Origin of the sequence: Streptomyces bottropensis ATCC 25435 (assembly GCF_000383595.1) — a bacterium.
Classification (GTDB): Bacteria; Actinomycetota; Actinomycetes; order Streptomycetales; family Streptomycetaceae; genus Streptomyces; species Streptomyces bottropensis.
Genome location: NZ_KB911581.1, coordinates 357,206 through 370,925, shown reverse-complemented (window position 1 = coordinate 370,925; position 13,720 = coordinate 357,206). Strand labels below are relative to the sequence as shown.

General features: G+C 69.7%; 11 protein-coding genes and 2 pseudogenes. 5 read left to right on the top strand and 8 right to left on the bottom strand.

Annotation, left to right across the window (positions count from 1 at the left end; translation table 11 throughout):
• Positions 1 to 14: 14 nt before the first annotated feature.
• Together STRBO_RS0101700 and STRBO_RS0101695 are read right to left on the bottom strand one after the other, a co-directional pair.
• Positions 15 to 713 (bottom strand): hypothetical protein, encoded by a 699-nt coding sequence (locus STRBO_RS0101700; RefSeq protein WP_005483574.1) that lies wholly within the window; start codon positions 711 to 713, stop codon positions 15 to 17.
• A gap of 288 nt (positions 714 to 1,001) precedes the next feature.
• Positions 1,002 to 1,277: pseudogene (locus STRBO_RS0101695) on the bottom strand (ISKra4 family transposase); the annotation flags it as partial.
• An 11-nt stretch (positions 1,278 to 1,288) separates the two neighbouring features.
• Here STRBO_RS0101695 and STRBO_RS0101690 point away from each other — a divergent pair.
• The 4 genes and pseudogenes from STRBO_RS0101690 (at position 1,289) to STRBO_RS0101675 (ending at position 6,967) form a co-directional block, all read left to right on the top strand.
• Positions 1,289 to 3,991, top strand: a complete 2,703-nt coding sequence (locus STRBO_RS0101690; protein WP_078531551.1) for a lantibiotic dehydratase — start codon at positions 1,289 to 1,291, stop codon at positions 3,989 to 3,991.
• Positions 3,988 to 4,905 (top strand): annotated as a pseudogene (locus STRBO_RS39815) (lanthionine synthetase C family protein); the annotation flags it as partial. The gene STRBO_RS0101690 and the pseudogene STRBO_RS39815, both read left to right, overlap by 4 nt.
• A 509-nt stretch (positions 4,906 to 5,414) precedes the next feature.
• On the top strand, positions 5,415 to 6,101 hold the full coding sequence (locus STRBO_RS0101680) for a thiopeptide-type bacteriocin biosynthesis protein (protein ID WP_078531549.1): 687 nt from the start codon (positions 5,415 to 5,417) through the stop codon (positions 6,099 to 6,101).
• Between the two features lie 131 nt (positions 6,102 to 6,232).
• A complete protein-coding gene (locus tag STRBO_RS0101675; protein ID WP_005483563.1) occupies positions 6,233 to 6,967 on the top strand; it encodes a hypothetical protein in 735 nt (244 codons plus the stop codon).
• 26 nt (positions 6,968 to 6,993) lie between these two features.
• On the opposite strand, the gene STRBO_RS0101670 is transcribed toward STRBO_RS0101675, so the two are convergent.
• Positions 6,994 to 7,257, bottom strand: a complete 264-nt coding sequence (locus STRBO_RS0101670; RefSeq protein ID WP_020113678.1) for a hypothetical protein — start codon at positions 7,255 to 7,257, stop codon at positions 6,994 to 6,996.
• 406 nt (positions 7,258 to 7,663) lie between these two features.
• Positions 7,664 to 7,954 carry a hypothetical protein gene (locus STRBO_RS45825; protein ID WP_020113677.1) on the bottom strand — a complete coding sequence of 97 codons (291 nt, stop codon included), beginning with the start codon at positions 7,952 to 7,954 and terminating at the stop codon, positions 7,664 to 7,666.
• Between the two features lie 368 nt (positions 7,955 to 8,322).
• On the opposite strand from STRBO_RS45825, the gene STRBO_RS41175 reads away from it, so the two are divergent.
• On the top strand, positions 8,323 to 8,544 hold the full coding sequence (locus STRBO_RS41175) for a hypothetical protein (RefSeq protein ID WP_005483558.1): 222 nt from the start codon (positions 8,323 to 8,325) through the stop codon (positions 8,542 to 8,544).
• Between the two features lie 18 nt (positions 8,545 to 8,562).
• Here STRBO_RS41175 and STRBO_RS0101660 read toward each other — a convergent pair whose 3' ends face one another.
• From STRBO_RS0101660 to STRBO_RS0101645, 4 genes are all read right to left on the bottom strand, one after another.
• Complete coding sequence (locus STRBO_RS0101660; protein WP_245170568.1) at positions 8,563 to 9,495, bottom strand: alpha/beta hydrolase; 933 nt, start codon at positions 9,493 to 9,495, stop codon at positions 8,563 to 8,565.
• A gap of 473 nt (positions 9,496 to 9,968) precedes the next feature.
• Complete coding sequence (locus tag STRBO_RS0101655; protein ID WP_005483554.1) at positions 9,969 to 11,609, bottom strand: IclR family transcriptional regulator domain-containing protein; 1,641 nt, start codon at positions 11,607 to 11,609, stop codon at positions 9,969 to 9,971.
• A 232-nt stretch (positions 11,610 to 11,841) separates the two neighbouring features.
• On the bottom strand, positions 11,842 to 12,735 hold the full coding sequence (locus tag STRBO_RS0101650) for an alpha/beta hydrolase (protein WP_028796413.1): 894 nt from the start codon (positions 12,733 to 12,735) through the stop codon (positions 11,842 to 11,844).
• A 145-nt stretch (positions 12,736 to 12,880) separates the two neighbouring features.
• Positions 12,881 to 13,714: an ABC transporter ATP-binding protein gene (locus STRBO_RS0101645; protein WP_005483551.1), complete on the bottom strand. Its 834-nt coding sequence runs from the start codon at positions 13,712 to 13,714 to the stop codon at positions 12,881 to 12,883.
• Positions 13,715 to 13,720 lie beyond the last annotated feature (6 nt).

The window sequence follows — 13,720 nt, the reverse complement described above, 5'->3', positions numbered from 1 at the left end:
TCCGGGTGGCGGGCTCAGCCCGCGCTGTGAGCCTTGTCGACCGCCTTCGCCAAGTGGGCATCAACAAGGCCGGGGCTGCCGGAGACCACGACGACCACCGTCCCAGTGCGGACAGCTGTCTGCTTGACGAGGTGGCTGCGTCCACTGCCGGTGAAGGTGAGCAGTTGGCTCCACAGCTCATCGCCCAGCCGGGCCGCGGCCACCTTCTGAGTCGACACCTTGACAGGGGTGCTGCCGAAGAAGAGCTGGTACGTGGGGCAGGAGGTCATCGCTTCGAAGATCCGGCCCACGCCATTCGAGAGCCTCTCCTCGGTGTCGCTGTACAACTCCTCCGCCACCTCCGAGTTGCTGCCGTGGGCATAGGTGAAGGACGTCTTCGCCTTGCGCGGGAAGTCGAGGCCGCCACCGACAACAGCCGCGCCGCCGAGCTCGTCCAGGGCCGGGCAACCGGACGCTATGACGTCGTCATGTCCCCTGGGCTGCTGTGGCTTGCGGAGATATCCCTCGCCGAGGTCCCGCTCGTCCAAAAGGCGCTTGCTCAGCTCGGCCGAGGACAGCGGTGCGAGTGCCGGAGCGTGCTTGCCTTCCTGCTGTTTGGGCGCGGAGGCGGGGAAGACCGGACCGTCAGTGGGCGTGCTGCCGGTGGAGCAGCCCGCCATGGCCAGGACGGTGAGGACGCTCAGACTGAGGGCGGTCGTGGTGTGAAGGCGCATGTGAAACCCCTAAGTGGCTGCGGAGCTGACGGTCTGACCAGGCCGGTCCTCCGGCGCCGGCGATATCCAGGGGCAGGGGTGAGGGGTTTCGGGGTCAGTGGCCGGGGTGACGCAGCCCGTCCTCAAGGGTCGGGTGCCACTGGTCTACCGGACTGGAATTGCGGTTGTACCAGGCGGCGTCCAAACGAGGCTCTCGCGCCTCGTGACCGGCCCTGCAGCGCAGCCACACCGAGTCGTCGCGCATGCAGAAGACGATGGGTGCGGATCCTCTCCGGGGAAGGTCGTTGATCAGGCTCCGAGTTGGTAGTTGTGCTGGTCGGGGTAGGTGCGCTGGTGTTCGCGGGTGTGGTGGTAGGCGAGGTAGGGGTCGAGGTCGTCGTTGGCGTGGACGGCGCGGAGCTTGAGGACGGCCTCGGCGCCGGCGAGGCCCCAGCGGGCGCCGGTGATGTCGAGGCGGTCGCCGATGAGGTGACGGCAGGCGCCTTCGACCGAGCCGGTGGCTATGGGCCAGCCCGCTTCGAGTGCGGTGTCGTAGTGCAACTGGTCAAGGTGTCCGGTGAGGTAGTCCCGCACCCATACGTGTCGGGGGTACAGCCCGAGTCCAGTGGGGCGCCGAACACCGCGCCTTCGCCCGCGCCGACGCGGTATGGCTGAAGGACGTCATCACCGTCCTGGAACGCGACCTGGCCGTCCTGCGGCACCTGCATGTCATCGTCGACCCCACCTGCACCGTGCGAGGGGGCAGCATCACTGTGCAGCACCAGCCGGGCAGCGCTGACGGCCCCACCGATACGCGGCTACGGCGCACCCCGGCCGTCGAAGCGGTACTGGCTCTCGCCCGTACACCCATAAAGGTCAGCGAACTCACGGCCAAGCTGTCCAGCGACTACCCCGACACCCCGCCTGCGATGATCGAGGACATGCTGCGCAGCCTTGTCGCGCACCGCGTGCTGCTGGGCAGCCTGCACGCCCCCATGACGTGCGACGACGCGCTCGGTCACCTGGTCGACCAGCTCGAAACAGCCGAAGTCGCCTCCGACACGGCCAGAAAGCTGCGGCAGATTCGCACGCTCCTCAGCGCCCACGACAGCGGCCCACTGGACAAACAACGCTCTCTCCGCGCACAGGCCGGCGCAAGGATGAATGCCCTCACCGGCATCACGGACCGCACCCTGGTCGTCAACCTACGGCCCGACCTCGACATCGTCCTCCCGGAGATCGTGACACGTGAGGCTGAGCGCGCCCTGGAGGTCATGGCCCGGGTCACGCCGTACCCGAACGGCTCTCCGGCGTGGAGTGATTACCGGGCGCGGTTCCTGGAGCGCTACAGCATGGGCGCCATCGTCCCCTTGCGGGACCTCACCGACCCGGACACCGGCCTCGGCTTTCCGGTCGGCTACCGCGGCACGGTCCTGAAGCGCCCAGTGCTGGCGATAAGCCGCCGCGACGAGTACCTCCTCGCCCTCGCCCAGAACGCAGCCCTCAGCGACCAGCGCGAGATCGTCCTCAGCGAGGAGGACATCCAGGCGCTGTCCCTCGGCGAGCCCGACCAGGTTCCCGCGCACGTCGAACTGTGCTTCACCGTGCTGTCGCCCTCCCTGAAGGACCTGGAGCGAGGCCGGTTCGCCCTGATCACGGCCGGGCTCTCCCTCGCCGCCGGCACCACCACCGGCCGCTTCCTGACCATGCTGGAGCGACCCGACCGGGAGCGGATGATCGCCGCGTACGCCAACCTGCCGACGCTCGCCGCCGGCGCCACCCGAGGCCAGGTCTCCAGCCCGCCGCTGCGGCTGCCCACGTACAACGTCGCCCGCGCCCCGGCCGTCGTGCCGAAGGTGCTATCCGTCAGCGAGCACAACCCGCACGCCACCCTCGACCTGGACGGCCTCGGCGTCGTCGCCGACTCCCAGCGCCTGTACCTGGTGCAGCTTGCCACCGGCCGGCCCGTCGAGCCGTCGGTCATGAACGCCGTGGAACTCGCCAACGCCACCCATCCACTGGTCCGCTTCGTGTGCGAACTGCACCGCTCGCACGCCGCGGTCCTGCTGCCCTTCGCCTGGGGCGCGGCAGCCCAACTACCGTTCCTGCCCGAAGTACGCGTCGGCCGCACCATCCTGTCCGCCGCGTGCTGGCGACTCCGCGCCCGAGACCTCGGCGGGGACAACTGGGCCTTCCGCTTAACCGACTGGCGCATCCGCTACGGCGTGCCGCGCACCGTCTATGTCGGCAGCGACGACCAGCGGCTGCGCCTGGACCTCGACATCCCCGCCCACGTCCAACTTCTCCAGGCCGAACTGGACCGAAACGGAACGGTGGTGCTCCACGAGGCGCCCCCGGAGAGCGCGTTCGGCTGGGTGGGACGCGCGCATGAGATCACCGTGCCCTTCGCCGCCGACCAGCCGCCCACCCTCACATCCATCTCCCGGACCGCGACCGTGGTGAGCCGCACCTCCGGCCGGATACCGGGCGCGAGCGAGTGGGCGTACCTCAAGCTGTACGGCAACTCCGACCGCACGCCGGAGGTGCTGACCACCCACCTGCCGCGGCTGCTGAGCGACTGGGGAACCGAGGAGCCGACCTGGTGGTTCACCCGCTACGCCGACCCCGACAGCCACCTGCGACTGCGGCTCCGCCTGCCAGACCCGCATGCCTTCGGCCACGCCGCACAGCGCGTCGCCGCGTGGGCCGCAGAGCTACGCGCCGAGGGTCTGATCCAGCGCGTGCAATGGGCCACCGACGAGCCGGAGACCGGCCGCTACGGCACCGGCACCGTCCTCGAGGCCGCCGAACGGTTCTTCGCCGCGGACTCCGCCGCCGCGCTCGCGCAGCTGGCCCTACCCATCCCCGATCGCCTGCGGCCTGCCGTCACCGCCGCCAGCTTCGTGGACATCGCCGACGCCTTCCTCGGCTCACCCGCAGACAGCCGGGCATGGCTCACCACCAACCTTCTGAAGAACGACGGCGACCCCGCACCCCGCGACGTACTCACCACGGCCATCCGTCTCAGCACCCCGGACCCCGACCACGCCTCCCTGCGGTCCCTGCCCGACTGCGCCTACGTCGCCACATCGTGGGCCCGGCGCCGAGACGCCCTCACCGCCTACCACCAGGCACTCAAAGGCAACGGTGCCGACCCAGCCGCCGTACTGCCATCCCTACTGCACATGCACCACAACCGCACCACCGGCATCGACCCCGGCAGCGAAGCCACCTGCCGCCGCCTCGCCCGCGCCGCCGCCCTGTCCTGGACCGCCCGCACCCAAGGAGCCCCGCGGTGACCACCGCCCCGCCCGCCCCCGGGGCCGACCTGGCCACCCGGCAGTCCCTCGCGCACGGCCCCCTCGGCATCACCCTGCTCCACATAGAACGAGCCCGGCGCGGGCTCGCCCCATGGCAGTCCGTACACCGGCAACTCGCCGCCGTCGGCCCCCTGATCGACGGAGACGATGCCAGCCTGTTCCTCGGCGCACCCGCGATGACGTACGTCCTGCACCTCGCCGCCACCAACAGCGACCGCTACGCCGGAGCACTGCACGCACTGGACACCAGTGTCGCCGCACACACCCGCCGCCGCCTGGCTGCCGCCCACGCGCGCATCGGCCAGGGCCGCTACGCCAGCTTCGCCGAGTACGACCTGTTCCGGGGCCTGACCGGGCTCGGTGCCCTTCTGCTGCGGCGCCTGCCGGAGAGCGACGAGCTCAAGGCCGTCCTGGAGTACCTGGTGCGGCTCAGCGAACCTGTGACCGGGCCCAAGGGGCAGCCGCTTCCCGGCTGGTGGGTCGAGCATGCCCCGGCCAGCCACCAGGCGGCAACGCCGGGCGGTCATGCCAACGCCGGTCTCGCCCATGGCATCGCCGGCCCGCTCGCCCTCCTCGCACTGGCCAAGCGCCACGGCATCACCGTGAACGACCATGACACCGCCATGGCCCGCATTTGCCACTGGCTCGACCGCATACGCCGCAGCGACCACCGCGGAACTCGCTGGCCGCGCTGGATCACCGATACAAACCCGACACCCGTGGCGCCGACCGCACCGTCCTGGTGCTACGGCGTCCCCGGACTGGCTCGTGCGCAGCAGCTCGCTGCGATCGCCCTGGGCGACGAGGACCGCAAGAGGATGGCCGAACGCGCTCTCCTGTTATGCCTGTCCGACCCGCACCAGCTCGACCAGCTCACCACCCGCGGCCTGTGCCACGGAGTCGGCGGCCTCCTGCGCACCGTGCAACGTGTCGCTGAGGACGCCGAGGCCCCCACGGTGTTCACGGACCGGCTCCCCGAACTGCGTGAACGCTCCCTCGCCCTCCCCCTCCGGAAGAAGCCGGCTTCCTCGAAGGGGCGGCAGGAGCGGCCCTGGCCTTCCAGTGCGCCGAACCGGGGGCCGCGCCCGCCACCGACTGGGATGCCTGCCTGCTCCTGTGCTGAGGGGGACGACGTGGACCACACGGGCACCACTGCGATGGAGGGCGCCATCCTGTCCGTCCTCGCGGGAACGCCCCTCGATGAGGCCGCCGGCGAGGTACGCACATCCCCTGCTCGACTGGCCGACGCGGTTGAGCGGTACCGCGCCGCCGGTCGCGCCGCACTCACCACCTCACCCGCAGGCTGGCACCAGGTGAACATCGAGTTCGCCGACTACCCCACCGCGGAACGCGCCTTCCGTGCGTACATCCTGCCGGTCCTGCGCACCGGGCCGGTCGGAACATGGTGGTTCGTGCGCAAGTCCCTTGCTGGCGCCTGCGCGTCCAGGCGAGCCCGGACGCGCGAATCAAAGACGCCGTCGCGCAGGTCACCGAAGCCCTCGACAGCGCACTGTCCTGGGGCGTGGCCAAGGGGTGGTGGTCCTCCCTGTACGAGCCGGAAACCATCGCGTTCGGTGGTACGGAAGGATTGATGCTCGGGCACACCCTGTTCCACACCGACAGCGTCGGCGTCCTCCACTACCACCAGCACGCCGCCGAAGGCACCGGCGGCCTCCTCGGAGCCAAAGAGACCTCCCTCCTCGTCACCGCCCTGTTCCTGCGGGCGGCCGGACTGGAATGGGGAGAACAAGGAGACGTCTGGGGGCAGATCGAAGCCCGACGGCCACTCCCCGAAGACGTGTCCCCGGACCAGGTCAGCCGCATGGCGGACACGCTACGGCGCCTCCTGACGCTCGACGCCGGCCCCACACTCACCGACGGCCCACTTGTGCCGTTGGGGAACTGGGTGACAGGCATGGAGCGGGGTGGCCGAACCCTCGCGGACGCGGCACGTGCGGGCAGCCTTCAGCTCGGCCTGCGCGGCATCCTGGCACGGCACGTCCTCTTCCACTGGGACCGCATGGGTTTCACCACGCGCCAGCAAGCCATCTGGGCACGAGCGGCACGTGAGACGGTCCTCGGTAGTTGACCGGCGCTCCACGGCCACTTCACGTGAGCCCACCGAAGTACCTGTCACAGGTGCGTCGCACCACATACCGTCGGGACGGACGTCGTCAGCCGGTAAGCGCGGCTGCCGCGGAGGGTGGAGGGCATGGCGTCGTGACGGACGAAGAGCTGCGGGAAAGACTGGCGTGGGGGCGGCAGAGGCTCGAAGAGATGGGCGTATTCCGGTCCCCGGAGGGACTTCGGTGGGCAGCCGCCCACGGGATCGTGCTGTTCGTGTGGCGCAACGGCCCCATCGAGGACGCGCACGCTTCACCACCCAGCAAGCGACGCAAGAACCTGCACGATGGCGCGATGTTCGCCCGCAACACGTGGCTGACCCGACAAGCCTTCGACGCCTTGGGGAGCAGCGAGCCCTTCCGTCTGCTGGAACTGGAGGACGTGATCTTGGACCGCGAGGCGGTCTGGCCGGGGTGCGACGGGACGTTGACGGACTTCGGCTGGGGGTTCCTGGGGGAGATCAAGAAGCACGTCAAGAGACGCATCGACACCCTCATGCACTTCGAGGAACAGCTGCCGCACGACGACTTCCTGATCTTCATGGCCGCCCCACAGCTCGGAACCCACGACGACCACTTCGGTATGCCGAGATGGCCTGCTTGCGTGAAGGCGGCGATCCGTCGCTTGCGCGGCGAGGACGAGGAGTTCTTCCGCAAGCGCGGCGATCTGATGAAGCGCATCGGGCCAGCGCCGGACTCGGTCACCACAGACCTGGAAAGGACAGAGAAGGCGCTGCTGAACGCCCCCTGGGAACTGGGCGCCGAGGCTCTCGGCTGGTTCGCCTGGAACCCGATCCTGAGGGTGCCTCGTCCATCGCCTCCGACGTGCTGAAACGCCGCAGGGCAATGCGTACTCACTCACAGCACCCGCCGGAATCCCGGCAGCCTGCGCAGTCCGGCAGCGAGCAGGAAGGACGTCGGCACGGCGGTGACGGAGACGATGCTCCACGCGGCGGTCGCGGACAGGCCACGGTCCGCCAGGTGGTACTGCAAGGTCACCACGATCGGAAGATGGTCGATATAGACGGCGTACGCGTCTGCCGCCAGTTCGCGTGTCAGGCGGTTGTCGCCGCTGGCGGTCTCGCGCAACAGGGTGAGCAGGCCGACGCTCAGGGCCAGCACAGGGCGCTCTCGTACGCTGACCACAGGGCGGCGGGGGCGTTGAGTCCGCCGGGCCGAAGCAGTCCGCGTCCGCGCCGACGGCGAACAGGAGGGCCAAGGCGAGCAGGCCGCCGGTCAGCCAGAGCCAGCCGGTGCGGGCATCGAGCCGGTCGAGCCATCCGTGGCGGTGGGCGAGGACACCGAGGGTGAAGAACGTGGCGTGCTGCGGCAGCCGGGCGGGCTCGACCTGGACGAAGTCCAGGACCGGCACCCAGGTGTCGAGCGGGTAGCGCAGGCGGATCGCGAACGTGGCGGCGGCGACCGCGGCCGTCCTCCCTGTCCTCGCCGTGCGCCGCAGGAGCGCTCAGCACCACCACGACCAGCAGGTCGCCGCCGCCCAGCAGACCCTGCACCACCTCCAGGCCGCCTACGGGCAGGCCGCACCGGCCCCGCTGGCGCGGCTCGTCGTAGGAAAGCCGCCGGCCGACGTCACGCACCGATACCCGAGCACCTGCGCACGGCCGTGCCCGCCCACGCCGAACAAGTCCTCGACGAGACCGCCCGGGACGCATTCGCGGCCGTGCTCGCGGACGCCGAGCGCGCGGGCCACGACCCCGCCATCCTGCTTCAACAAGCGGCCGGGCCACGCCCGCTGGACGATGCGGGCTCGCCAACGGAAGTCCTCACCTGGCGCATCCAGCGCCTCGGCGAACGCCACGCACCCGGGCCGAACAAGCCCGCAGCAACACTGCCCGCGCCCGATCCGCCCCGAAGGCCGCTGAACTCACCCCTACCGCGGTCACGCCGCTGGCCTTCCTTCCGCACCGGTCACGGTGATCACCCGGCCAGACACGCAGGGTCTCCAGCGCTGGTTGCCGGAGACTCTGACACGTCGATCGAAGGAACCGGTTCCAGGCCGGCGAACGGCTGACGGGCCCTACCATGCCATGGTCGGGCCCGTCATCTATCGTCGCTCAACGGCTTCCGGTGACTGCGGCTCCCGGGTCGGGGTGGGCCCACCTCCTCTGTCAGTGGCTGCCGGCAGGCTGAGCGCCATTCGCCGCAGGCCGTTGCCAGGAGGAGATCATGAGCAAAGCCGCTCTTGGTCCTCTGGTCATCAGGCGCCGGAGCGGCAACGAGCCGATACGGGCCAACGGCGAAGCTGCAGGCAGACTCGACGAGTTCTGGAGCCGGGCATGCTCCCACCTGGCCGGCAACACCGTGCACGGTGTCCTGGCCGAGTACCGGGTATCCACGGCACTGGGCGCCGCCGCCGGTATCCGCCCCGCTGAGCGGTGTGCATCGTGAGGTCGCCTTGCGGTGGGCCTACCTCGCCGCGGGACGCAACTCGGACGTCAGGAAGGAGACGATGGTCTGCCACGACGGTGTCACGGGAACAGGCGGCGTGGTGTGACCGTGCCGTGCGTATTCCTCGTAGGCGTCCCGGCGGGTGTCGGGGTCGCCCAGCATGCTGGAAATCGGACCGTGACCGGCGTGCGGGAGGGAGATCATACGCACATTGGCTTTGGCGGAGGCCAGGGCGTCGCGCAGCAGTCGGCCCTGGTGGTAAGGCACCAAGGGGTCCTGCTCGCCGTGGAAGATCAGCGTCGGGGGCAGGGGCCGGTCGGTGACGTAGGTGAGAGGGTTCGCGGCCGCGACCTTGTCCGGGCAGTCCTTGATGGGACAGCCGAGCAGCCGCGATTCGGGTGAGCGTGCGTCCGAGTGGCAGTCGGTCGTCCCCAGGAGCTGGTTGAACACCTTGCAGTCGTCCAGCATGTGCGCATCCATCTGGGAAAAATCAGTCGGCGGGTAGAACGGCACGGCCGCCTGTACCGCGCTGGACGGACCGCGCACTCCCACGTCTCCCTCCAGTCGCGGGAGGTCTCCGGTGACCGCGGCCATCGCCGAGGTCCAGCCCCCCGAGGAATCACCCATGATCGCGAAGCGTCGAGGGTCGAGGTGGTAAACCTGGGCGTGCGCCCGCAGCCAGCGTATGGCGCCCTTGATGTCGTGGAGCTGGGCCGGGAACTCGGCCTGTGAGCTGGAACGGACCGACACACCCGCCACCGCGAACCCATGCGGGTTGAGCTGGGCGGCGACCTGGTCAGCGCCCTGTCGGCCGTTGTCGGCCATCCACGCCGAGCCTCCCGTGAAGATCACCAACGGAACCGGCCGCTGCGACCGGGGGATGTACAGGTCCAACAGGTGGCCCTGGCTGTCGGCCGGCTGGGCCGGCGCGTAGGCGATGTCCCTGGCCACTCTCACCTCGTCGGGTCCGGGGGCGGGGGCCGCATGACCGGGGGCCATGGTGACCCCCAAGGCGATGACAGATGCCGCCAGCGCCATGAGAGCGCGACCAATACGCAACCGCGTAGTTCGTCGATGCCGGATCCTCATGCTCACTCCTCTTCGAGTGGGAAGCGGCCGGCGGCTCGGATGCCGAACAGCCGGGATGGCCGGATTACTTGAAGCAGATGAACCGCGTTCGCCTGACGAAATTTAATTCGTTGGACGGCTGGCATGAGTTTGGGTCTGGCACCAAGCGGGTGTCAATGGTGGTGAAGATGCACGGGCTCACGACCCACCGGCAGCGGGCCGGCGACAGCGCCACTGCGAGGGCTTCGGCTGCCCTCACCCGGCTAGTGACGGGCGCATGTCACGGGCGGAGGCGCGCTCCGGCGCTCACGCGATCCTGCGCCGAACACCCCGGCCGTCACGCGGCGGTGGCGCCGTCAGGTCTTGGTCGAGGAGACCGGCCCCAGGTCACGTTCGATACCTGCCGCCGCGGCGTGGAGCGCGGGCAGGACCTCCTCGAGGCATTCGGTGACCGAACGCCGACTGGAGTGCATGGCGACGTTGATCGCGGCGCGCACCTTGCCGTCCCGGCTGCGGACCGGCACGGCCATCGAGCGCAGACCGACTTCGAGTTCCCCGTCGAGCAGGGCGTATCCGTCGTCGTCGGCCTGTGCGACAAGCCGGATCAGTTCATTGAGATCCGTCACCGTCTGCGCGGTGAGGGACGTCGGAGCTGAGGAGGCGAGGATCGCGGCGCATTCGTTCCTGGGCAGGCCGGCGAGCAGTACGCGGCCCATCGCGGTGGCGTACGCGGGCAGTCGTGTGCCCACTGTGGCGTGGACCGTCATCAGGCGGGCGGGGGCAGCGCGGGCGACGTAAAGGATCTCCGAACCGGAGAGCACTGTCATGGACGCGGAGTCGGAGAGCCGGTGGGACAGGGCCGTGAGATGGGGTTGGGCCAATTGCGCCAGAGACAGACGCGACAACGGGGCGTAGCCCAGCGAGAGGATCGCGGCGTTGGGCCGGTACAGCCCGTCCTGACCGGTGACATACCCGAGGTGGTCCAGCGTGATCAGCGCGCGCCGTACGGTTGCCCGTGGCAGGCCGGTGAGACGGGCTATCTCGGCGTTCCTGAGGGCGTCGCGGCCCGGGCCGAAGGCGGTCAGCACGCTCAGGCCGCGGACGAGGGACTCGATGATTCCGCGCCCGGGCTTGGAGACTTCGGTATCGAGCAGTGGTCTGACCGCCGCGGCCGGTGGTTCCGGCGGCGGTGTGCGCAGTTGTTGTTCCATGTCCGCCACGGCGCTCCGCACAGCGGGCAGCGCGGCCCGTGCCAGCGCTTCCGCGCTCGGGTAGCGTCCGATGAGGCTGACCACGTTCACCACGCACACCAGGTCCCCGTCCGGGGCATGGACGGGGTGGCCGAGGGCGATCAGGCCGGGCTCCAGCCACTGGTCGTCGAGGGACCAGCCGTTGGCTTTCGCGGCGGTGGCGCGTTCGCGGAGATCGTCCGTACACGCCTCGATGAGTTTCGCGCCGCGCACGCAGGGGTGGTGCGCCCGGTGGTGTTCCCATTCGGCGGGGCTCCAGGTGGCGGCCAGCAGCGCGCCCGGCGCCGAGGCGTCGAGTGGCAGCCTGTCGCCGATGCTGCAGACGATTCCCATCCGCCGGTCGCGCTCCGCCGAGTGGACGAAATGGGCGCCGTGCCGGTCCGGCACGGTCAGGGTGACCCCCTCGTCCAGTTCCTCGGCCAGCGCGTCGGCCCGTGGTCCCAGGAGTTCGGGAATCCTGGCAGCAGTCAGGTAAGCGTTGCCCAGCTCCATCAGTGGCGGGGCCAGCACGGCTCTACGCCCCTCGATGTGGACGTAGCCCATGGCGCCGAGGGTGACGGTGATGCGGTCGAGGGTGGCCCGTGCGAGGCTGGTGCGGTTCGCGAGCTCTTGCAGGTCCTCCTGCCCGCCGGCGTCCGCAAGAGCCTTGAGGACGGCGATCCCACGTATCAGAGGGCCGACCGCCTCGGTGGGCACCTGCTCCGTTGCGGCGCCGTCCACCTCACTGGCCGCGACCTCGGCCGTCATGCCGTCACTCCTTGCTTCGGTGCAGGCAACAGTAGCCGATCAGTCCTCCAGAGGGCCTGGGAGTCCGGGTCGCTCCGCCAGGAACGGGCGACGGAGCGCGGTTGTCTCGATCAGAAACCGGCGCAGCAGGAATCCCTGATATGAGTGCGTGTTCCGGGAGTGAGCCGTCGATGGGCGGGAGGCCGTCCCCGCCCGCTCGTCCCTGAATGCGTCGCCGACCGGAGCGCCGGTGTCAGTCGTTGAGTGCGCTGCGCAAGGTGGTGGCCATCAGATCGATGGCCTGTTTCGCCGCCGGCACCGGGCCGGTGTGGGTGAAGTAGTGGTCGACCCCCTCGAAGACACGGTGGGTGACCGGGACGCCGGCGGCCTCCAGAGCCTTGGCATAGGCGTCGCCTTCGTCGCGCAGGCGGTCGTTCTCCGCGGTGATGACCAGGGCGGGAGGAAGTCCGGCGAGGTCGTCGGAGAGTGCGGGAGAGACGAGGGGATGCGCGCGGTCGGCGGGATTCGGGACGTAGGCGGCGGTGAAGATCCGCATGAGCTGAGGGCTGAGCAGCGGTTTGGCTATGAGGGACTGCTTGGTGGCCGGGTCGGCGAGCTGGTCGAGCGGTGCGGAGTCGATGATCTGGAGGCGGGGCGAGAAGGTGCCGCGGTCCCGGGCCAGGCGGCAGACCGCGGCGGTCAGGTTGGCTCCGGCACTGTGCCCGCCCACCGCGAGGCGCGAACCGTCCCAGCCGCCCTCGGGACCGTGCTCGGCGACCCACGCGGTGACGTCGTACGCCTGGGTCACGGGAACGGGGAACTGCCGCTGCGGGGCGACGGCGTAGTCCACGTTGATCACCACACAGCCGGCCGTGGCGGCGATGGAGCGGCAGATGTGGTCGTCCTGCTCCGGGCGGCCGACCACGAAACCACCGCCGTGGAAGTTGACGTACGCGGGAGCGAGGGATCCGGTCGTGGCCGGCGGGCGGTAGACGGTGCAGGTCACCGGTCCGGCACCGGTCTCCACCCGGAGGGTTTCGGTGCGCTTGGGGACGTCGGTGAAGCGCAGGTCCTTGTGCACGCGGGACATCATGCGGCCGAGCAGCAGTTGGATGCCTCTGGCCTGGACTCTTGAACTGAACGCCATGGCGTTGCCCACTTCTTCACGGTTCGAATGACAGGTTGGAGGGGCGGAGAGCACCGAGCCGACCACCGCGCGCGCCGCCGTACCTCATGGCGCATCACCAGGGGTGCGTGCAGTGTCACGGGCCGGCCCGGTGCCGTGCGGTGTGTCAGGCCCCGGCCTCCTGTGCGGCGAAGTCCTTGCTGCGGTCGGGCGCCTCCGTGTCCGTGTCGCCGCTGAGGTGTTTCGCGCGTTGGATCTGTTCGTAGACGTGCGCGCGCAGTTCGGCGAATCGCGTGCTGGAGCGGGTGTGCAGCTGGTCGCGCTCGTCGGGGAGATCGATGGTCAGATCCTCCTGCACGACGGTCGGCGACTTGGACAGGATGATGGTCCGCTGGCCGAGGTAGACCGCTTCGTCGATGTCATGGGTGACGAACAGGACGGTGACGCCCAGGTCGTGCCACAGGCGCCTGATGAGGTCCTCCAGCTCGGCGCGCGTCTGTGCGTCGACGGCTGCGAACGGCTCGTCCATCAGCAGCACCTTCGGTTCGAACGCGACGGCGCGGGCGATCGCGACGCGCTGCTGCATTCCTCCCGAGAGTTGCCAGGGGTAGGCGTGGTGGGCATCGGCGAGACCGACCACCTCCAGCGCGTGGTCGACCAGTTCGTTCTCCCTGGCCTTGCCCAGCTTCTTGCGGCGAAGCGGCAGGGCCACGTTGTCGCGCACGTTCATCCAGGCGAACAGGGACCGGCCGTACTCCTGGAACACGACGGCCATGGCGGGTGGCGGTCCCGCGATGGGACGGCCTTCCAGACGGACCTCGCCGCTGGTGGGGTCGAGCAGCCCCGCCATGCATTTCAGCAGAGTCGTCTTGCCGCACCCCGACGGTCCGACCAGACACACCAGTTCTCCGGCAGCGATATGAAAGGTCAGGTTCCGCAGAGCTTCGACGCTGCGGTTGCGTCCGGTGTAGATCTTCTGCAGATTGCGTACGTCGAGCATCGACGT